Source organism: Streptomyces sp. NPDC045022, assembly GCF_056432605.1.
Map to the genome: position 1 here is coordinate 1 of NZ_JBWKIR010000030.1, position 19,583 is coordinate 19,583.

Sequence of the window (19,583 nt, forward strand, 5' to 3'; positions counted from 1 at the left end):
CAGCCGCTGAACGCCCACAAGGCCGGCACCATCAAGGGCCTCAGCGCCGAGGTCGGCGCCTCCGTCACCTCCGGCGCGGCCATCTGCGAGATCAACGACTGATACGACCGTTCTGAGTGACGCCCGGCGGGCCGCGACGTCCTGCCGGGCGTCCGGCATGTGCGGGGTGTTCCGTGCCGGCGGTCCTGACCGCCGGCCGTGTTCGCGGCCCTCCCGCCGACGCGGGGGCGTTCCGGCCGCCCTGACCCCCGCCAAGACGGCGTGCGCTGTGAAACCCGCTCGACCTGGTCACCTCCTCGAAGAGATTCTTGGGCATGGACTTCCTCTGCTATCACCGCGACCGGCCCGGCTCGCTGCCGCTGCGCGACGGGCTACTGGAAGAGCACTGGTCCTATATGGACCGGTACGCGAAGGAGATGATCGCCCGGGGTCCGACCCTCGCCGACGACGGCGACACACCCACCGGCAGCGTGCACATCGTCGACCTGCCCGATCCCGACGCTGCCCGCGCGTTCGCACTCGACGAGCCCAACTACCAGGCCGGCGTCTACCGGGACGTGCTGCTGCGACGGTGGCGCAACGCGCTGGGGCGAACCATGTGGGACTTCCCCGGCGGCCGGACCGGCGGCAACCGGTACCTGGTGCTCGGCCTCGGCACGGGGCAGGCCGCCGACCTCGCGGTGCCGGCCGACCGGGACGGGCTCATCGCCTACGGGCCGCTGCTGTCCGACGACGGCGCCACCTGGCTGGGCACAGCGGCGTTGCTCCGGGCGCCGGACCCGGACACGGCACGCGCCATCCTGACCCCGGACCGGTACGCCGACATCGAGGTGCACAACTGGCAGTTCGGCGGGCGGCCTTCATGAAGTAGCGGACGGCACGGTCAGGCTGCGCAGCACGTCATGGCTGGTCACGGCGGACCGCGTCTGTCCGACCCATCGGACAGGCCCTGGAACTGGCGGCTGTGCCCTTGTTCCCGAGGAGGTTCCAGCTCGCTCCCCCCTAATGCCGCTCCCCGCACCGCGCGGAAGGCGGTGTTGTGTCCCGGAGGGGTTCTGGCATGTGTGGTGGGAGGCGGGGCCGTTGGCGGCGAGGCCTATGACCGGTTTCTCGGGTTGTTGCGGAGCACGATCGAGGAGGTGCCCTCTTCGCAGCGCATCCCGGCGTTGGGCGACATAAGGACACGCAGTCGTGACGGGCTCGATGAAGTTCTCGGACCGGCAGGCTTCGCGGCGGTGGATTGGGAGACTGTTCCTGTCGATCTGAGCGGTCCGGTGGAACAGGTATGGGCTGCTGTTTCCAGCCTTTATGACCTTGGTCCGCTTGATGGGGCAGCTGTGGAGCGCCTGCGTGAGGCCTTCCTTGCCGAGGTGCGCGATCTGACGACAGCAGAGGGGATGGTCCCCTGCGCCTTCAAGATCCACATCGCAACAGCGCGGCTGCGTCAGCCCTGCCTCCAGGCCGAAACCTCCACCGCAGCTCGGTTGATCCACCAGACTTGCTTCTGGCACTGAGATCCATCAGGAGTAGCTCAGCGATATCACTCTTCGCCAAAGGGTTTCAGTGGTCCGCGACGAGTGCCGGCCACCGCCATCGGTACGCCGCCACCGGGGGCGTCGGCGCGAGCACATACTCAGCCGTCATCGGAACCTCCCCTCCACCGTTGTCGCGGCGGTGCCTGGATGCCCGGCCGGAACTTCGGGACGCGGACCGTGATCTTCGTGCCGGCTCCGATGCCCGTCTCGATGACGAGGCCGTAGTCGTCGCCGTAGACCTGGCGCAGTCTGCGGTCGACGTTGCTCAGGCCGATGCCGGTGGACGGACCGGCGGTGCCGCGCAGGATCGCGCGCAGGCGTTCCGGTTCCATGCCGATGCCGTTGTCCTCGATGACGACCCGGGCCTCGGTTCCCTCGTCCTCGGCGACGATCGTGACGCTGCTGCGGTCGACGGATTCCTCCAGGCCGTGCTTGAGGGCGTTCTCGACGAGGGGTTGCAGACAGAGGAAGGGGAGCGTCACGGGCAGCACCTCGGGGGCGATGCGCAGGGTGACCCGGAGGCGGCTGCCGAAGCGGGCGCGGGCGAGTTCCAGGTACTGCTCGATGGAGCGCAGCTCCTCGGCGAGGGTGGTGAAGTCGCCGTCACGGCGGAAGGAGTAGCGGGTGAAGTCGGCGAACTCCTGGAGGAGTTCGCGGGCTCGCTCGGGGTCGGTGCGGACGAAGGAGGCGATGCTCGCGAGGGAGTTGTAGATGAAGTGCGGGGAGATCTGGGCGCGCAGGGCCCGGACCTCGGCCTCGTGCGCGCTGGCACGGGCCCGGTCGAGGTCGGCGAGGTCGAGTTCCACGGAGAGCCGCCGGGCCGCTTCCTCGGCGGCCCGGACCAGCGAGGTGGACTCGGCGCCGCTGAGCACGGCGAGGGCGCCGACGGCCCTGCCGTCGGCCGTGAGGGGGACCAGTACTCCCCAGCGGACGGGGCAGTCCGCCTCGTCGCACGGCAGTGGGAAGCTCCGGGTGCGGGGGGCGGAGGAGAGTTGTGCCGCCAACCGGCCGCGATGGTGTTCTGCGGCCCCCTCCCAGGCGAGGACGGCGTCGTCGGTGACGGTTCCGTCGGCGGTGGCGGCGGTGACGGCGAGCGCGGGCGTGCCGAGCAGGGGGCGCAGTCGGCGGAGCGCCTTCCGGGCGCCGTCGGGGGTCAGTCCGGCGCGCAGGGGCGCCGCGGCGAGCGAGGCGGTGTGCAGGGTGTGGAAGGTGGCGTGCGCCACGTCGGTGTCGGCCGACTGCTCCTGCTGCCGGCGGGCCGCCCCGTGCCCGAGGGCGGCGCCCAGGGCGAACACGGCGAGACCGGCGAGGACGAGGGCGGTGGTGGCGAGCACGGTCATGGGCGGCACGCTCGATCCTGGTACGGCTGGTCCGGACGACGGGCCCTGGAACTCGTGCGCACGGCGGCTCCTCGGTCAGGTGGCGGGGCCGCGGCGGGCGGGCGCCGGTTCGGGGAGGTGCAGCCGGGCCATCGTCGCGGCGGTGCCCGCGGGGACGCGGTCGCGGGTGGCCAGGGAGGTCAGCACCATGGCCGCGAATCCCACGGGTACGGACCAGACCGCGGGCCAGGCGAGCAGGGTGTGCGGCCAGCCCGAACGGGCGCCGCCGGCGATGGTGACCGTCACCGCGGTGAGCGCCGAGCCGCCGCCGAGGAGGAGCCCGGCGATCGCGCCCGGCGGGGTCAGGCCGCGCCACCAGATCCCGAGGACGAGCAGGGGGCAGAACGAGGAGGCGGAGACGGCGAAGGCGAGTCCGACCGCGTCGGCCACCGGCAGATCGCTGACCACGGTGCCCGCGGCGGTGGGCACCGCGATCGCGGGCAGTGTGGCCAGCCGGAAGTGGCGGACGCGGCGGACGCCGAGCCTGGGCAGCACGTCCTGGGCGAGCACGCCCGCCACGGACATGGTGAGTCCGCAGGCCGTGGACAGGAACGCCGCACAGGCACCGCCGGCCACGAGCGCGCCGAGCAGGTCGCCGCCGAGGCCGCCGACCAGCCGCTGCGGCAGGACGAGGACCGCCGTGTCGGTGTCGCCGGTGAGCAGCAGGTCGGGCGCGTACAGCCGGCCCAGCATGCCGTAGAGGGGCATCAGCAGGTAGAAGGCGCCGAGCAGCCCGAGCACGATCACGGTGGTGCGGCGGGCGGCGCGGCCGTCGGGGTTGGTGTAGAAGCGGACCACGACGTGCGGCAGGCCCATGGTGCCCAGGAAGGTGGCGAGGATCAGCCCGTAGGTGGCGTACAGGCTGTGCTGTTCGCGGCCGGACGACAGCGGTCTGGCCCAGCTGGACGGGGCGGTGCGGTCGGGTGTCCGGTCCGTCAGGGGGACGCGGGCGCCGGCTGGGAAGCGCAGGGTGGTATCCGCACCGATCCGGTGGCGGCCCTCGGCCAACCGCAGTGAACCGTCCCGCACGGGGCGGCCGTCGACGGTTCCGGACGCGGTCACCCGGACCGGCTCGGACACGGTGAGGGTGAGGGGTCTGTCGAGGCGTACCTCGGTGGAGCGGTGGAAGACGGGCCGGTCGTCCCAGGCGGGTGCCGGGGTGTGGTCGGCGCGCCAAGCGAGCAGCAGGAACGCCACGGGCACCAGCAGGGCGGTGAGTTTCAGCCAGTACTGGAAGGCCTGGACGAAGGTGATGCTGCGCATCCCGCCGGCGGCGACGGCCGCGGTCACCACGACGGCCACGATCAGGCCGCCGAGCCGGACGGGGACGCCGGTGAGCAGTCTGAGGGCCAGGCCGGCGCCGCGCAGCTGGGGCAGCAGATAGAGCCAGCCGATGCCGACGACGAGTACGCCGGCGATCCCGCGGACCGCCCGTGACTCGAGGCGGGCCTCGGCGAAGTCGGGCAGGGTGTACGCGCCGGAGCGGCGCAGCGGGGCGGCGACGAAGGCGAGCAGCACCAGGAATCCGGCGGTGTAGCCGATGGGGAACCACAGCATGTCGGCGCCCTGGGCGAGGACGAGTCCGGCGACGCCGAGGAAGGAGGCGGCGGACAGGTACTCGCCGCTGACCGCGCAGGCGTTGAGCCGCGGGGCGACGGTGCGCGAGGCCACGTAGAAGTCGGAGGTGGTACGGGAGATACGCAGGCCCAGCGCGCCGATGAGGACCGTTGTGAGGGCCACGGCCGTCACGCCCGCTATGCCGTACGTCTGGTTCACCGGGCGGTCCCGGCGGGTGCTCGGCGCATGGTCAGGGGCGTTCCACGGGGGCGGGGTCGGCCCTGCCGGTCTCGTTGCGCTCGGCACGGCGGACATACCAGGCGCCGATGGCGAGCAGGGCCGGGTAGGGTGCCACGCCCAGGAGCAGCCAGACGGCCGGCGGGACTCGGGACGCGGCGCCGGCGAACGGCAGGAGGCGCAGGAACACGGGGAGCAGCCCGAGGAGGGCCGCGAGCAGGGCCGTGGCGATGAGGGCGGCCCGCAGCTGATGTCGCATCAACGTGCGCACGGAGTCGTCGAGTTCCGGTGCGGGCCGGGGCTCCGGCGAAGGTGCCGGGCGCGGTACGGTCGCGCCGTCGCGGGGACGCGGCCGTCCGGTGACCACCTCTCTGCGAGGGACGGACTCCGCACCCATGACGCACTCCCCGACGCCGCGGTGATCAGCTGTGTGCGGCGAGTGTACGCAGCGGGCCGGTGGGGAGACAGCCGGCGGACGAGAATCGCCACAGGTCTGTCACGCCGGGCCCGGTGCCGCGGCCGGCTCAGCGGGCCCGTGTCGCCGCGTGCTTGGCCAGCAGGTCCCGCAGTTCCCGGGCGTTGCGCCGGCTCACGGCGAGGACGCGGTCCCCGACCCGGACGGTCAGGTTGCCGCCGTCCAGACGGAGTTCCTCGATCCGGCCGAGGGCGACCAGCCGGCTGCGGTGGATGCGTACGAATCCGCGGTCCCGCCACTGTTCCTCCAAAGTGGACAGCGCGATGCGCACCAGGTGACTGCCGTGGCGGGTGTGCAGCCGCGCGTAGTCGCCGTGGGCCTCCACATGGCTGATGTCGGCGACGGGCACGAACCGGGTCACCCCGCCCAGCTCCACCGGGACCTGGTCGCCCGAGGCGGAGACCGGCTCGGGTCCGGGCACCGGCGGGGCGGCCGGGCGGGGGCCCTGCCCGGCCCGGATCAGCTCGGCGACCCGCCGTACGGCCTCGGCGAAGCGTTCCTCGCGCAGGGGCTTGAGCAGGTAGTCGACGGCCTTGAGGTCGAAGGCGCGGACCGCGAAGTCCTCGTGGGCGGTGACGAAGACGATCAGCGGCGGAGCGGTGAACCCGCCGAGCAGCCCGGCCAGTTCGAGGCCGTTCAGGCCGGGCATGTCGATGTCGAGGAAGACGACGTCGAACCCTTCCGGGCCGTCCGGACCCTCCTCGATGGACCGGCTCAGCCGGCGCAGCGCCTCGGTGGCCGACGAAGCGGGCACCGCGCGCCCGACCCGCGGGTCCTCGCCCAGAAGGTAGAGCAGCTCCGCGAGCGCGGGTTCCTCGTCGTCCACCGCCAGGACGCGCAAGGCGGTGTCGGTCACGCTCATGCGCGGCCGGCTCCTCTCTCCTCGGTCGCTTCACGGGAGCGTCCGCGACCGCTCCCCGGGCCATCGTGGTCCCTCCGGCCGCCGCCGTCGAGACCGCGGGCGGCGGTGTGTCACGGCCGTCGCCCGGTCATGATCCCCTTGTCCGCGGATCGACCAGCCCGGAGGAGGCCCGGTGGGACACGTGAAGCCCGAGCAGTGGGACGCGCACTACGCGAGCGGCGGCCGGTTCCGGCCGCTGGGCGATGCCGAGCGGCGGCTGCTCGCCGAGCATGTCCCGGCGCCCGCGGACGGGGTCGCCCTGGACGTCGGTTGCGGACTCGGCGAACTCGCCCGGTATCTGGCCGAGTCCGGGTATCGGGTGGACGCCGTCGACTGGTCCGCCGTCGCGCTCGCCGAGGCGCGGCGCACCGGCGGGACCGAGGTGGCCTACCGGCGGCTGGACATCGAACGGGACGACCTCGGCACGCTCCCCCGTCCCTCTTACGACGTGATCACCGTCCGGCTCGGCTGGGCGTTCGTCCGTGACCGCACCCGCGTGCTGAAACGGCTGCGCGAGCGGCTGCGGCCCGGTGGTGCACTGTGCCTGATCACTCCGGTCGCGGACACCGTACCGGACGGCGAACGGGACATCGCCCTGGACGAGGAGGAGATCGGGCTGCTGTGCACGGGCTGGGAGTCCGCCGAGCGGTACGACGCCGACGGCCTGGCCGTGCTCGTGCTGCGCGGCCCCTCCCCCGCCCCGCCCGGCTGCGCCGGCAAGGGACGTCCCTCCCCGCATGCCCTCGCCGGCGCCGGTGTCGTCGTCACCGATGAGGCGGGCCGGGTGCTGCTGGGCTGGTCGGTGCGGGGCGTGTGGGAGCTGCCCGGCGGCAAGAACGACCCGGGCGAGGACTTCTGCGCCACGGCCGTGCGGGAACTGGAGGAGGAGACCTCCCTGAGGGCCGACCCCGCCGGTGCGCGGGTGCTGGCGATCCTGATGGACCGCGTGCACGGCATGCCGAGGCTGACGGCCGCCGTCCGGGTCACCGGGTTCACCGGTGAACCGATCGTCACGGAGCCGAAGCTGATCCGCCGCTGGGAGTGGCACGAGGTCGCCGACCTGCCGGTGCTCGGCCGGCCCCTCTTCACGCCGAGCGCCCATGTCCTCGACACGGTGTGGCCGGGGCTGCTGCCGGACCTGCCGCCCGTGCACCGGTACCGGCTGGCGGACTCCTGAGCGGTCTCACTCCGGCAGCACCAGCCGTGCCGTCTCGCCGGGCCCGACCGGTACCACCCGGTCCCGCAGGCGGATGTCGATGGGGGAACGGTCCGAGGACGGTACGGCGATCTCCAGCAGGCCGCTGCGCAGGCGCAGATGGACGCCCCAGTGGCCGTGGTAGCGGAGGGAGAAGCCGTAGGAGGAGAGTTCGGGCAGCGGGACGGGGTCGAGGCACAGGGCACCGCCCCGGGTCTCCAGGCCGGTCAGTCCGCGCTGGACGAGGTCGAGGGTGCCGGCCATCGCTCCGAGGTGGATGCCCTCGCCGGTGGTGCCGCCCTGGAGGTCGGCGATGTCGCCGCGCAGGGCTTCCTGGACGAAGGCCCAGGCGTCGGCACGGCGGGCCCGGGTGAGGATCCAGCCGAGGACCAGGCCGCTGAGGGTGGAGCCGTGACTGGTGCGGTGCAGATAGTGGTCCACGGTCGCGGTCCAGGTCCGCTCGTCCAGCCGATAGCCCAACCGGTCGAAGAGCCCGCGGAGTTCGGGGGGCCCGAAGAGATAGCCGAGCATGAGGACGTCGGCCTGCTTGGACGCCTTGTAGCGGTTGACCGTGTCGCCCTCTGCCTCCAGGATCCGGTCCAGGCGGCGGATGTCGCCGTACCGCTTGCGGTAGTCGTCCCAGTCCAGCTCGGCGAGGTCGCCGTAACCCGCGAACTGGCTGATCACGCCGTCGTGGAAGGGGATGTGGAGGGTGCGCGAGATCTCCTCCCAGCGGGCCGGCTCGTCGCTCTCCAGCCCGGCGCCCTCGGTGAGTTCACGGCAGCGCGGCTCGGGCAGGGAGCGCAGCAGCTCCAGGGTGCGGGTCAGCACCCAGGCGGCGGTGACGTTGGTGTAGGCGTTGTCGTCCAGGCCCGGACGGGTCGCTCCGGGGTAGGCGTCGTGGTACTCGTCGGGGCCGACCACGCCCTGGATGCGGTACCGGCCGAGGTGGTCGTCGTAGCGGGCCGAGTCCGCCCAGAACTGGGCGATCCGCAGCAGCATCTCCGCGCCCTCGCCGTGCAGGAAGTCCGTGTCGCCGGTCGCCTCCCAGTACTGCCAGACGTTGTACGCCACCGCCGAACCGACGTGGTGCTGGAGCCGGGACTGGTCGGGCAGCCAGCGGCCGGAGCGCGGGTTGAGGTGGAGCTGCTGGGTCTCCTCGCGGCCGTCGCTGCCGCTCTGCCAGGGGTACAGCGCGCCCCGCCGGCCCAGCTGTCGGGCCGCGTGGCAGGCGGCGTCCAGGCGGCGGTGGCGGTAGTGGAGGAGGGCGCGGGAGACCTCGGGGAGGTGGAGGTTGAGGTAGGGCAGGACGAACAGTTCGTCCCAGAAGACGTGGCCGCGGTAGGACTCGCCGTGCAGTCCGCGCGCGGGGACGCCGACGTCGAGGTCGGCGGTGTGCGGGGAGAGCGTCTGCAGGGTGTGGAAGAGGTGCAGGCGCAGGATGCTGCCCGCCTCGCCGGGGACCTCGAGTACGGTGCGCCGCCACAGCTGCTCCCAGGCGGCGGTGTGCGCGTCCAGCAGTTCGTCGAAACCGGGCGCGGCGCGGACCCGGTCGACGGCCGCGCGCAGCGGGTCGCTGATGGCTGGGTCGTGGGAGGTGTGCAGGGCGACGGTCTTGTCGACGGTGACGGTACGGCCGGGCGGCAGGCGCAGTCGCAGGTGCTGTACGGCGCGATGGGCTTCGTTCGCGTGGCTGACCGGCGTCTCGGCGGTCAGCCGGCCGGCCAGTCCGAAGCGGATGTCGGAGGTGCGGGTCCGGCAGCGCAGCCACACCGTGCCGGGTTCGGTGGTGCCGACGTGGACGTGGGTGAGGTGCCGGCCGTCCAGGTCCCGGTAGCGGGCGACACCGGAGTTGGTGACGCTTGCGTCGAGGGCGGCCTCGACGTCCAGGTCGACGGTGCGGCCCTCGGCGGTGAACTCGGTGCGCAGCGCGGCGAGATGAGGGTCGGCCAGGTGGACGAGGCGCAGTTGCCGTACGAGGACTGTGCCGTCGGTGCCCAGGGTGTAACGGGTGCGGCGTTCCAGCAGGCCGGGGTCGAGGTGGAGCATCTGGTGGTGCTCGGTGACGGGAGCGGCGTCCGGGGTGAGCCAGCCCTCGCCGACGGGACGGAAGCGCAGCGGCAGCCAGTTGGGCAGGTTGACCATGTCCTCGTTCTCGACCCGGCGTCCGGCGACCTCGGAGGTGAGCCGGTTGTAGCAGCCGGCCGCGTAGGTGCCGGGGTAGTGGACGTCGTCCGCGGTGCACTCGGGCAGCGCCCCGCGGGTGGCGAAGTAACCGTTGCCGAGCGTGCACAGGGACTCCCGCAGGCGCTCCTCCTCGGGCCGGTAGCCGTCGTACTCCCAGGTCGGTCCCGTCACCGTCACCCCTCGGACAGCAGCGCGGTGAGGACCCGGTCGGGGGTGAGGGGCAGTTCGCGAAAGCGGATCCCGGTGGCGTGGTGGACGGCGTTGCCGAGGGCGGCGGCGGTGCCGACGATGCCGATCTCGCCGATGCCCTTGCTGCCCATGGGGTTGAGGTGCGGGTCGTCCTCGTCGATCCAGTCGGCCTCGATGTCGGGGACGTCGGCGTGGGCGGGCACGTGGTAGGCGGCGAGGTCGGCCTCGGCGAAGTCGCCGAACGCGCGGTCCACGGTGCTGTGTTCGGTGAGGGCCATGCCGAGGCCCATGGTCATGGCGCCGACGAACTGGGAGCGTGCGGTGCGGGCGTTGAGGATCCGTCCGGCGGCGTAGATGCCGAGCAGCCGGCGCACGCGGGTCTCGCCGGTGACGGTGTCGACGGCGACCTCGGCGAAGTGGGCGCCGAACGCGTGCCGCGCATAGGGGCTGTCGGCGTCGGCCTTCCCTGTGGTGTCGGCGCGGACCTCGATCCCTTCGGTGGGCAGCGGCCCGGTGTGGCCGGCCAGCCGGGACGCCAGTTCGGCGCACGCGTCGTGCACGGCCCAGCCCCAGGACGCGGTGCCGCAGGAGCCGCCGGCCAGCGGGGCGGGGGGCAGGTCGCTGTGGCCGACCTCGGTGCGGACCCGGTCCAGGGGCACGCCGAGGGCGTCGGCGGCCACCTGGGCGAGGACGGTACGGGCCCCGGTGCCGATATCCGCCGCGTTGACCCGGACGACGAAGCCGCCGTCGGGCAGGGCCTGGGCGGTGGCCGTGGAGGGGGCGACCTGGACGGGGTAGGTGGCGGCGGCGACGCCGGTGCCGATGAGGAAGGGCCCCTCGCGGCGGGAGCCGGGGCGTGGGTCGCGGTCGGCCCAGCCGAAGCGGCGGGCGCCCTCGCGCAGGCACTCCACGACGTGCCGGCTGCTGAACGGCTTGCCGCTTTCGGGCTCGCGGTCCGGTTCGTTGCGGATGCGCAGGTCCACCGGGTCCATGCCGAGCGCGTCGGCGAGTTCGTCCACGGCGGACTCCAGGGCGTACATGCCGGGCGCCTCGCCGGGCGCCCGCATCCAGGACGGGCTGGGTACGTCCAGCGGGGCCACCCGGTGGCTGCTGCGCAGGGCGGGGGTGGCGTACATGACGCGGGAGACGAATGCCGCGTGCTCCACGTACACCTTCACGTGGGAGGTGTACGTGGTCACCTCGTGCAGCAGGGCGGTGAGCCGGCCGTCCGCGCTCGCGCCGAGCCGCATCCGCTGCACGGTGGGGGCGCGGTGGCCGACGACGGTGGGCAACTGCCGGCGGGGGTAGGCCAGGGTGACGGGGCGGCCGGTGTGCCGTGCGGCCATCGCGGCGAGGACGACGTCGGGGCGCGGGGTGCCCTTGGAGCCGAAGCCGCCGCCGACGTGCTCGGCGACGACGGTGATCCCCTCCTCAGGCAGCTCGAACAGCTGGGCGAGTACGGAGCGGACGGTCGTGCCACCCTGGCTCGAGGTGTACACGGTGAGCCGGCCCCCGTCCCAGTGGGCCGTGGTCGCGTGCGGTTCCATGGGGTGGTTGTGCAGCGGCGGCACCCGGTAGACGGTGTCGACGCGGACGTCGGCGGCGGCGAAGGCGGCTTCCGGGTCGCCGTGCTCGACGCGGCCGGGCCGGCCGGCGACGTCGTCCGGCTCGTAGGCGTCCTGGTGGTCTTCAGTGAGGCCGACGTCGTGGGGTTGGGTGGCGTACGTGACGCGGACGGCACGGGCGGCGGCGCGGGCCGTCTCCGGGGTCTCGGCGACGACCAGGGCCACGCACCAGCCCCGGTGCGGCACGTCCGGATGCTGGAGGACGGCGAGGGTGGCGTCCTCGGGTTCGGCGAGGCGGGGTGCGTCGCCGGGGGTGAGGACGGCGAGGACGCCGGGCAGGGCGAGGGCGGCCGAGGTGTCGACGGCGGTGACCCGGCCGCGGGCGATGGCGGCGGGCACGGGCCAGGCGTGGGCGCGGCCGGGCAGGTGGTGCTCGGCGGCGTAGCGGGCGGCGCCGGTGACCTTCTGCCGTCCTTCCCGGCGCTCGGCCGGAGCACCCAGGGCGGTGCCGGTCATGGGATCCTCCAATGACATGCCGGTCGGCTCAGACCCTTGCGGGCGCCGGGGCGAGGCGGCCCAGGACGTCCAGGGCGAGGTTGCGGGCGAGGGGCACCTTGTAGGCGTTGTCCCGCAGCGGTTCGGCGTGCGCGAGTTCCAGCGCCACGGCGCCTTCGAAGGCGGCGGGGGTGGCCGGGGCTCCGAGCAGGGCCAGCTCGGTGTGGCGGGCCCGCCAGGGCCGGTGGGCGAGCCCGCCGAAGGCGACGCCGACCTGGTCGACGACTCCGTTCGCGACCCGCAGCATGACGGCCACGGAGGCGAGGGCGAAGGCGTACGACGCCCGGTCGCGGGCCTTGCGGTAGGCGGACGGGACGCCGGCGGTGGCGGCCGGGAGCAGCACGCCGGTGATCAGCTCGCCCGAGCGGATCCAGGTGTCCCGCTCGGGATGCTCGCCCGGCAGCCGGTAGAAGTCGGCGACCGGGAGGCGCCGGGTGCCCTCGGTGCCGCACAGCTCGACCTGGGCGTCCAGGGCGGCGAGGGCGACGGCCATGTCGGAGGGGTTCGTGGCGATGCAGTGCTCGGAGTGGCCGAGGACCGCGTGGTCGCGGTGGACGCCGTCCCGGGCGCCGCAGCCGCTGCCCGGGGCCCGCTTGTTGCACGGTTTGTCCAGGTCCTGGAAGTAGGGGCAGCGGGTGCGCTGGAGCAGGTTGCCGCCGGTGGTGGCGGCGTTGCGCAGCTGCCCGGAGGCGCCGGAGAGGAGGGCCTGGGACAGCGCGGGGTAGCGGTCGCGCACGCGCGGGTCGGCGGCCAGGTCGCTGTTGCGGACGGTGGCGCCGACCCGCAGGGAGCCGTCGGGCAGGTCCTCGATCGTGTCCAGCGGCAGCCGCCCCACGTCGATGAGGGCCCCGGGGCGCTCCACGCCGAGTTTGAGCAGGTCGACCAGGTTGGTGCCGCCGGCCAGGTAGCAGGCGCCCGGGTGGGCGGCGAAGGCCTCGACGGCCTCCTGAACGCTGCCGGGCCTGAAGTATGCGAAGCCGTTCACCGGATCACGTCCTCCACCGCCTCGACGATACGGGGATAGGCGCCGCAGCGGCACAGGTTGCCGCTCATGCGCTCGCGGATCTCGGGCCGGTCCAGCGGGACGGGCCGGCCGGAGGGGGCCGCGGGGTCGGTGACATGGGAGGGGTGGCCGGCCGCGGCCTCGGCGAGCATGCCCACGGCGGAGCAGAGCTGCCCCGGGGTGCAGTACCCGCACTGGAACGCGTCCCGGTCGAGGAACGCCCGCTGGAGCGGGTGCGGTTCCTCTCCGTCGCCGCCGAGGCCCTCCACGGTGGTGACCTCGCTGCCGTCGAGGGTGACGGCGAGCAGCAGACAGCTGTTGATCCGGCGCCCGTCGACCAGGACGGTGCAGGCACCGCACTGGCCGTGGTCGCAGCCCTTCTTCGACCCGGTGAGATCCAGGTCCTCGCACAGCAGGTCCAGCAGGACGCGCCGGTGGTCGACGAGCAGGGTGTGGGGTTTCCCGTTCACCCGGAGGGTGACCTCGGAGTGGTGGCCGGGCTCGTTCGCGCTGGTCATGGCACGGATGACCTTCCGGATGGGCGGTGGTGCCGTGCAGACCGCGTATCCAGGCGACGGCGGCTCACACGTATCAGCCGGTGCCCGTGCCGCTAGTGGTCATCTTGTCGGTGACGTCCGCGGTGTCCCCGGCGGGCGGCGCGCTGACCTGCACGTGGGTTCCGTAGTCCGAGAAGCGCAGCACGGTCGTGCTGGTCACGGCGGCGCTCTCCTGGCCCGGTGTCGTCTGCTTGAGCGGGTGCAGAGTGAGCCGGACGCTCTCCTGCCGCAGCCGGCCCTGCTCGTCCAGCCACAGGTCCAGGGGCAGCGAGGATTTCCCGAGCTGCCGCCGCAGTTCCTGCTCCTGTCCCGCGTTGCCCGAGGAGAGGGCGGAGACGGGGACGGACACGCGGTAGTGGGTGGTCCGGGTGCCGTCGAGGGTCTGGGTGCCGAGCCGGGTGACGTCCTCGGAGCCGACGCCCTTGAGGTAGCGCACCGGCTCCGCCGGGTCGCTGACCTGGGACCGGCCGGCCGAGCCGTGCTTCGCCAGCCGGGCCAGGTCGATCTTCATCCAGGTCTTGCCGCCCGGCACGCTCCCGCGCTGCTTGCCCGACGGCTTCTGGTACACCACGCCGTCGACGACGCGCTGCTCGACGGTGGTGCCCTGCGAGGTCAGGGTGACCCGGCTGGCGCCGTCCTTCAGGTCGGCCACGCCACTGCCGTGCGCGCCGAGGGCCTGGCCGTCGGCGACGACCTTGCTGGTGACGGTCATCTTCGCGGTGTCCGCGGCCACCGTCCTGCGGTAGGCGTCCTGGACGGCCCGGGCGGGCGGGGTCGCGCTCGGCCGGGCCTTGGCGTCCCCGCCCTTGCCACTGCCGTCCTCGCTGCCGCAGCCGGTCAGCCCGGCGGCGAGGACGAGGACGGCGAGGGCGCTGGTGATCTGGGCTTTCGACATGGTGCGGGTCTCCTTCAAGTCGAGCCTTTTTGCACGTACTTGACCCGACCTCGGTTTCCCCGTCCGGTGCCGCTCACGCCCTTCCGGTCACGGGTAGCGGACCAGGTTCGCCACGTTCGTACCGGAGTTGGAGGGTCCGCCCGTGTTGTTGACGACGTGACTGATGGTGCCGGTGCCGCCGAGGGAGACGGTCACCATGCTGGTGAAGCGCACCTCGGCCTTGTTCGGTGCCTCGATGGCACGGGCCGCGGTGACACCGGGGTCGGCGTTGAAGTAGCAGTAGCTGCCCAGGCCGTAGGCCTGATGGCTGGTGACGGAGTCGGCGACCTTGTAGGCGGCGTAGCCCTGGGTGGAGCCGTTCATCCAGGCGGCCTGGTTCGGCGGGTCGTAGGGCATCTCGTTCTGGAAGAAGTAGGTGCGGCCGCCGTTGCCGTTCCAGATCGTCTGGTACTTCTGGAAGTGCTCGACGAACAGGCCGTACATCGTCACGTCGTCGCCGTTGACCACGAGCCCGGTGTCCGCGGTGTTGCTGGTCCAGCCGACGCCGCTGCCGTGGTCGGCGCGCCAGATCCACATGTGGTCGCCGATGACGTTGTCGCTGTTGACGACGAGGCCGGTGGCCGCCTTGCCGACGCCCGCGCCGCCGATGCGGAAGTACACGTCGTGCAGGGAGGTCGGGTCGGCCGGGTGGGAGGCTGCGGAGCCGGCCGGCCCCACCTCGACGAGGGTCTTCGAGCTGGTCGTGCCGGCGTCGAAGAGCAGGCCCGCGATCTTGACACCGTCGACGTCGGCGACGGTCATGGCGGTGACGCCGTTGTCCGGGACGAAGGTCGCGAGGCCCAGGCCGAGGACGACCGTGTCGGGGCGGGTCACCTTCAGCGTCTGGTCGAGGTGGTAGACGCCGGGCGTGACCAGCAGGTTCTGGCCGGCGGCGAGCGCGGAGTTGATCTGTGCGGCGGTGGCGCCGGGCTTGACGACGTAGAACCGGCTCAGTGGCAGCGAGGACCCGGAGGGGCTGCCGCTCGCCCAGCTGGTCGCCGTGGAGTCGGTACGCAGGGACGGTACGAACACCTGGTAGCCGCCGGAGCCGTCGACGTACAGGAACGGCTTTTCCCGGGTGACCGGGCTCCGGGCGACGGTCGTGTACGGCGGGTTGGGGAAGCCGGTGGCCGGAACGCCCTGGCTGCCGACGAAGACCATGTTCCAGTTGGAGCCGGTCCAGCCGCCCAGCTGGGAGTTGCGGGTCAGCCACTGCTGCTGCGAGCCGGAGTTGACCTGTCCGTCGACCTTGCTGTCGGCGAGGTACCCGCCGGAGGACCAGCCGCCGTCGTCGAGGGCGAGGTTGCCGCGCAGATGCATCCGCCGGTACGCCGCCGCCTGCGAGACCGCCCAGCGGTCGCCGCCGCCCGTGGGGTTGACGGAGAGGTTCTCGGCGCCGCGCCAGAAGTTCTGGGTGGCGTTGCCCTGGAACCAGTCGGCCTCGGCGTGCACGGCACCGTTGACGGAGACCGCGTCCGGGGTGAGGCCGAGGCCCAGCACCTGGGTGTAGAAGCCGACATTGACGTTCGCGTCGTAGGTACCGGGCTTGAAGAGGACGGCGTAGCGCTGGGAGCCGAACTGATTGGTCTCCTGCTGTTTGAAGATCGAGTCCAGCGTGCTCTGGATGGCCGAGGAGGGCATCGACGGGTCGAAGACGACGACGTTGGGGCCGAGGTCGGGGTTGCCCGACTGGTTCACGGGGACCACCTGGAAGCGCTGGGCGGCGGTGCCGTTGCAGGTGTACTGCACGAACTGCACGCTGTCGGCGGTGGAGGCGCCGGCGTCGTCCAGGCACTTGCCGCTGCCCCGGTTCACGAAGTGGAAGGCGCCGCCGCCGTCGTCGACGGGCAGCCACTGCTGGTTGGTGCCGCCGCCGTAACCCCACAGGTGGACCGGTGCGTTGTCGGCCGTGGACAGGTCGGCGACGTCGACGACCTGGTTGGTGTCGTTGCGGTTGTTGATACGGACGTAGCCGTCGCCGGCGTCGGTGAAGCTCCACTGCTGGGCGGTGGTGCCGTTGCAGGCGTACTGCTGTACGGCGGTGCCGTTTGCGGCGGCGGCGGCCTTGGCGTCCAGGCACTTGCCGCTCGCGGCGTCGACGACGGTGGCGAAACCGGTGGGCAGGGCCGCGGCCTGGGCGGATGCCGGTGCGGCGGTGAGCAGGGACGCGGCCGCCGCGGCGACCAGCGCGGCCGCGAGGGTTCCGCGGCGGTGGGAGGGGCGAGGCACGGATTCTCCTGGTGGACGAGGGTCAGCCGGTGTAGGCGGCGAGGACGCGGGTGTAGTCCCAGGCGGACTGGGCGACGCCGGAGCAGCTGTCGGCGGGGCCGCCGGTGCAGGGGCGGTCGCGGTTCGCGGACCAGAAGGTGAGCCGGGCCAGGTGGTGCTGCCGTGCGTAGGCCAGGATGGTGCGGAAGTCGTCCACCGTGACGGTCTCGTTGTTGTCGGTGACGCCGTTCATGGACGAGATGCCCATGTCCCGGTAGGCCTGGTCGTCGCTGTAGTGGTAGGCGTTCTTCAGCGCGTCCTTCAGGCCCTCGGCGGCCTGTGTGGTGAGGTTGCCCATGTTCTGTCCGGCGCCGCCGAAGTCGAACGGCATGATGGCCCAGGCGTCCACGGTCAGCCCGGAGGCGGCGGCCCGGTTGATGAGGCCGGTGTCGGGGCCGCTCTGCCCGGTGCCGATGGTGATGTACACCTTCAGGCCGGGATTGTCGGCCTTCACGGTCTTCAGCGCGTCGACGGTCCGCTGCTGCACGGTCCCGTTGCCGTAGGCGTCGGCCTCGAGGTCGATGTCGATCGCCTTCAGGCCGTAGGTGCTGATCACCTTCTGGTAGGCGGCGGCGAGTTCGCCGGCGCTGGAGCAGGAGCTCTCCAGCTTGTTGCCGCTGTAGCCGCCGAACGACGGGATGATGTCACCGCCGTTCGCCCGCACGGTGTTGACGGTCTGCTGGTCGACCCCTCCGGTCAGCGGGCGGCTGCCGTCCCACTGCGGGTTGCAGTAGCCGTTGCTGAGCACGAAGGCGAGGGTGAACCACTTCACGCCCGTGGCCTGGGTGATGGTGGTGGGGCTGGGCGGGCTGCCCCAGCCGTTGTAGAGGTACGGCGCGACAGCCATCGGCGCGGCGGGGGTGCCGCCGTCGGCCGCGGGCGCGGTCCATTTCTGGTTGGCGCCGCCGGTGCAGCTCCAGATCTGGGTCCGGGTGCCGTTGGCGGAGTTGTTGCCGGTGACGTCCAGGCACTTGTTCGCCTGCGGGTTGACGATGTCGTGGGCTGCCGTGACGGCCCACTTCTGGTTCGCGCCGCCGGTACAGGACCACAGCTGCGCCTGCGCGCCGTCGGCGGTGGAACCGCCCGTCACGTCCAGGCACTTGCCGAGGGCCCGGATGGTGCCGTCGCTGCCGACCGTCCACTGCTGGGCGGCGGTGCCGTTGCAGTCGTAGAGCTGGACGGCCGTGCCGTCGGCGGAGCTTGCCCCGGCGACGTCGAGGCACTTGCCGGCCAGGCCGGTGACGGCACCGGTGGCGGCTTGGGCCGGGGAGGCGGTGAACAGTCCGGCGGAGAGGGTCAGGACGGCGAGGGAGACTGCCGCGGGGAGGGGTCTGGCCATGTGTGGGGACGGCCTTTCGCGTGGGGGGCGACGGGGCACGGGCGCGACTCATCGGCACGAGGCCGGAACCGACCCTGCGTCCGTAGGCTTTGTTTAAGGCGTGAAACTAAAGGTCCGGACCACGGCCGTCAAGAGTCGGAACAGCATTCAGTGAGGGGAACGGCAGAGTCACCGACCCGCGCATGGCCCGCGCGGCCCGCTTGCCGTGCTGGACGGCGACGGCTGCGCCTACGGCTGTTGAACACGTTCAAAAAAAGGGCTACGCTGATGTCGAGCGAAGCCGAGGGGGTTCGATGAAGATAGTGCTGCCCGGGGGAACCGGACAGGTGGGCACGATTCTCGACCGTGCGCTGACGGCGGCCGGCCACGAGGTCACGGTAGTGACCCGGCGCCCCGTGCGGGCGCACGACATCGGCTGGGACGGGGCCACGCTCGGCAGCTGGGCCGCGGCGATCGACGGCTGCGATGTCGTCATCAACCTGGCCGGACGCAGCGTCTCCTGCCGTTACACCGCCGAGAACCTGCGGACCATGATGGACTCCCGGGTGAATTCGACGCGGGTGGTCGGCGAGGCGATCGCCGCCGCCGCGCGGCCACCGCGCGTCTGGCTGCAGATGAGTACGGCGACGGTCTACGCCCACCGCTTCGACGCGGCACACGACGAGGCGACCGGGGTGATCGGGGGCTCGGAGGCCGGGGTGCCGGACTACTGGGCGTACAGCGTCAAGATCGCGGAGAACTGGGAGCGGGCGCAGGCCGAGGCGCCGACTCCCGCGACCCGGAAGGTGGCGCTGCGCTCGGCGATGGTCATGAGCCCGGATCGGGGCGGTGTGTTCGACGTACTGTCACGGCTGGCGCGACTCGGGCTGGGCGGTCCGGTGGCCGGCGGCGCGCAGTACGTCTCCTGGATCCATGACGAGGACTTCGTGCGAGCCGTGGAGTTCCTGATCGCCCGGGACGACCTCGAGGGGCCGGTGAACCTCGCCTCGCCCGGCCCCCTTCCGCACCGCGCGTTCATGCGGGCGCTGCGCACGGCCTGGGGCGTCCCGGTGGGGCTGCCGGCGACCCGCTGGATGGCCGGGTTGGGGGCGTTCGCGCTGCGCTCGGACACGGAGCTGCTGCTCAAGAGCCGTCGCGTGGTGCCGGGTCGGCTGCGCGCGGCCGGGTTCGCCTTCGCGTACCCCGAGTGGGAGAAGGCCGCTACGTCCCTCGTACCGCGGGCCAGGCTGGTTCGTGGGGCATCGGGTCGTGGTCGTGAATCGAGCAGCCACGCTCTGTAGACGACCACACAAGACGTCGGCGGGGTGAGGTCGGGTCGGGGGCGGGGTCGGTGCCATCGGGCGGGGTGACGCCGGCGTCCGGCACCGCCCCGGGCGACGTCGACGCCGACTTCCACGACCAGCTCGGGCCGCACCAGGGCGATGGGTGGCCGACGTGTGCCGTGCCCTGGCGGCTCTTCCCGGGCAGGACTCGGTCGGCGAGCCCGGCGAACCGGCCGACTTCGTCTCCGGCACACTCGGCGGCCTCGCTGTCGACGACCGTCCCGATCCGCTGTACCGCGTGGCTCCCGGTGGAGAGGACCCCGTAGCCGCTCGGTCCGCCGGCCCCTCCGCGGTGCGCTGGACAGTGCGGATGGCCGGGGCGGGGAGGGGCCGGCGGCGGCGTGAACCCGCTGTACGTCGGCTGCGGCTGCCGTGGGTAGCGGTA

General features: G+C 72.7%; 15 protein-coding genes. 4 read left to right on the forward strand and 11 right to left on the reverse strand.

The features are described 5' to 3' along the window. Nucleotides 1-314: 314 nt before the first annotated feature. The gene (locus tag AC07C1_RS34385; protein WP_478945547.1) at nucleotides 315-866 is read left to right on the forward strand and encodes a YciI family protein; all 552 of its coding nucleotides are present in this window, start codon (nucleotides 315-317) and stop codon (nucleotides 864-866) included. A gap of 273 nt (nucleotides 867-1,139) precedes the next feature. Then, complete coding sequence (locus tag AC07C1_RS34390) at nucleotides 1,140-1,514, forward strand: hypothetical protein (protein ID WP_478945548.1); 375 nt, start codon at nucleotides 1,140-1,142, stop codon at nucleotides 1,512-1,514. Between the two features lie 119 nt (nucleotides 1,515-1,633). Here the strand turns inward: AC07C1_RS34390 and AC07C1_RS34395 are convergent, their stop codons facing one another. The 4 genes from AC07C1_RS34395 to AC07C1_RS34410 all read right to left on the reverse strand — a co-directional run bounded on the left by AC07C1_RS34395 (nucleotide 1,634) and on the right by AC07C1_RS34410 (nucleotide 6,045). Further along, nucleotides 1,634-2,875, reverse strand: coding sequence for a sensor histidine kinase (locus AC07C1_RS34395; RefSeq protein WP_478945550.1), 1,242 nt, complete (start codon nucleotides 2,873-2,875; stop codon nucleotides 1,634-1,636). A 75-nt stretch (nucleotides 2,876-2,950) separates the two neighbouring features. Further along, nucleotides 2,951-4,690: a sodium/solute symporter gene (locus AC07C1_RS34400; protein WP_478945552.1), complete on the reverse strand. Its 1,740-nt coding sequence runs from the start codon at nucleotides 4,688-4,690 to the stop codon at nucleotides 2,951-2,953. A 31-nt stretch (nucleotides 4,691-4,721) separates the two neighbouring features. Next, entirely contained in the window at nucleotides 4,722-5,105 is a 384-nt protein-coding gene (locus tag AC07C1_RS34405) for a hypothetical protein (protein WP_478945553.1), read from the reverse strand. Between the two features lie 127 nt (nucleotides 5,106-5,232). Next, nucleotides 5,233-6,045 carry a LytR/AlgR family response regulator transcription factor gene (locus tag AC07C1_RS34410; protein ID WP_478945555.1) on the reverse strand — a complete coding sequence of 271 codons (813 nt, stop codon included), beginning with the start codon at nucleotides 6,043-6,045 and terminating at the stop codon, nucleotides 5,233-5,235. Nucleotides 6,046-6,217: 172 nt separating this feature from the next. Between AC07C1_RS34410 and AC07C1_RS34415 the strand changes: the two genes are divergently transcribed. Next, on the forward strand, nucleotides 6,218-7,261 hold the full coding sequence (locus AC07C1_RS34415; protein ID WP_478945557.1) for a bifunctional class I SAM-dependent methyltransferase/NUDIX hydrolase: 1,044 nt from the start codon (nucleotides 6,218-6,220) through the stop codon (nucleotides 7,259-7,261). Nucleotides 7,262-7,267: 6 nt separating this feature from the next. Here the strand turns inward: AC07C1_RS34415 and AC07C1_RS34420 are convergent, their stop codons facing one another. The 7 genes from AC07C1_RS34420 to AC07C1_RS34450 all read right to left on the reverse strand — a co-directional run bounded on the left by AC07C1_RS34420 (nucleotide 7,268) and on the right by AC07C1_RS34450 (nucleotide 17,876). After that, entirely contained in the window at nucleotides 7,268-9,643 is a 2,376-nt protein-coding gene (locus AC07C1_RS34420; protein ID WP_478945558.1) for a glycoside hydrolase family 65 protein, read from the reverse strand. Further along, nucleotides 9,640-11,736: a xanthine dehydrogenase family protein molybdopterin-binding subunit gene (locus AC07C1_RS34425; protein WP_478945559.1), complete on the reverse strand. Its 2,097-nt coding sequence runs from the start codon at nucleotides 11,734-11,736 to the stop codon at nucleotides 9,640-9,642. Before AC07C1_RS34425 ends, AC07C1_RS34420 begins: the two co-directional genes overlap by 4 nt. Nucleotides 11,737-11,764: 28 nt before the next feature. Beyond that, nucleotides 11,765-12,760: an FAD binding domain-containing protein gene (locus tag AC07C1_RS34430; protein WP_478945560.1), complete on the reverse strand. Its 996-nt coding sequence runs from the start codon at nucleotides 12,758-12,760 to the stop codon at nucleotides 11,765-11,767. Then, on the reverse strand, nucleotides 12,757-13,296 hold the full coding sequence (locus AC07C1_RS34435) for a 2Fe-2S iron-sulfur cluster-binding protein (protein WP_478945562.1): 540 nt from the start codon (nucleotides 13,294-13,296) through the stop codon (nucleotides 12,757-12,759). The genes AC07C1_RS34430 and AC07C1_RS34435 overlap by 4 nt, the downstream gene beginning before the upstream one ends. Nucleotides 13,297-13,369: 73 nt before the next feature. Further along, nucleotides 13,370-14,230 (reverse strand): SCO4651 family lipoprotein, encoded by an 861-nt coding sequence (locus tag AC07C1_RS34440; RefSeq protein WP_478945563.1) that lies wholly within the window; start codon nucleotides 14,228-14,230, stop codon nucleotides 13,370-13,372. An 87-nt stretch (nucleotides 14,231-14,317) separates the two neighbouring features. Next, nucleotides 14,318-16,498: an RICIN domain-containing protein gene (locus AC07C1_RS34445; protein WP_478945565.1), complete on the reverse strand. Its 2,181-nt coding sequence runs from the start codon at nucleotides 16,496-16,498 to the stop codon at nucleotides 14,318-14,320. A gap of 22 nt (nucleotides 16,499-16,520) precedes the next feature. Continuing rightward, nucleotides 16,521-17,876, reverse strand: a complete 1,356-nt coding sequence (locus AC07C1_RS34450) for a lectin (protein ID WP_478945566.1) — start codon at nucleotides 17,874-17,876, stop codon at nucleotides 16,521-16,523. A 293-nt stretch (nucleotides 17,877-18,169) separates the two neighbouring features. Here AC07C1_RS34450 and AC07C1_RS34455 point away from each other — a divergent pair, with 293 nt between their 5' ends. After that, nucleotides 18,170-19,156 carry a TIGR01777 family oxidoreductase gene (locus AC07C1_RS34455; protein ID WP_478945568.1) on the forward strand — a complete coding sequence of 329 codons (987 nt, stop codon included), beginning with the start codon at nucleotides 18,170-18,172 and terminating at the stop codon, nucleotides 19,154-19,156. Nucleotides 19,157-19,583 lie beyond the last annotated feature (427 nt).

Excerpts from the sequence above, each read along its gene's own strand:
- AC07C1_RS34405 (WP_478945553.1), bottom strand. The coding sequence starts at position 5,105 with ATGGGTGCGGAGTCCGTCCCTCGCAGAGAGGTGGTCACCGGACGGCCG.
- AC07C1_RS34455 (WP_478945568.1), top strand. The coding sequence starts at position 18,170 with ATGAAGATAGTGCTGCCCGGGGGAACCGGACAGGTGGGCACGATTCTC.
- AC07C1_RS34450 (WP_478945566.1), bottom strand. The coding sequence starts at position 17,876 with ATGGCCAGACCCCTCCCCGCGGCAGTCTCCCTCGCCGTCCTGACCCTC.
- AC07C1_RS34410 (WP_478945555.1), bottom strand. The coding sequence starts at position 6,045 with ATGAGCGTGACCGACACCGCCTTGCGCGTCCTGGCGGTGGACGACGAG.
- AC07C1_RS34440 (WP_478945563.1), bottom strand. The coding sequence starts at position 14,230 with ATGTCGAAAGCCCAGATCACCAGCGCCCTCGCCGTCCTCGTCCTCGCC.
- AC07C1_RS34385 (WP_478945547.1), top strand. The coding sequence starts at position 315 with ATGGACTTCCTCTGCTATCACCGCGACCGGCCCGGCTCGCTGCCGCTG.
- AC07C1_RS34425 (WP_478945559.1), bottom strand. The coding sequence starts at position 11,736 with ATGACCGGCACCGCCCTGGGTGCTCCGGCCGAGCGCCGGGAAGGACGG.
- AC07C1_RS34395 (WP_478945550.1), bottom strand. The coding sequence starts at position 2,875 with ATGACCGTGCTCGCCACCACCGCCCTCGTCCTCGCCGGTCTCGCCGTG.
- AC07C1_RS34435 (WP_478945562.1), bottom strand. The coding sequence starts at position 13,296 with ATGACCAGCGCGAACGAGCCCGGCCACCACTCCGAGGTCACCCTCCGG.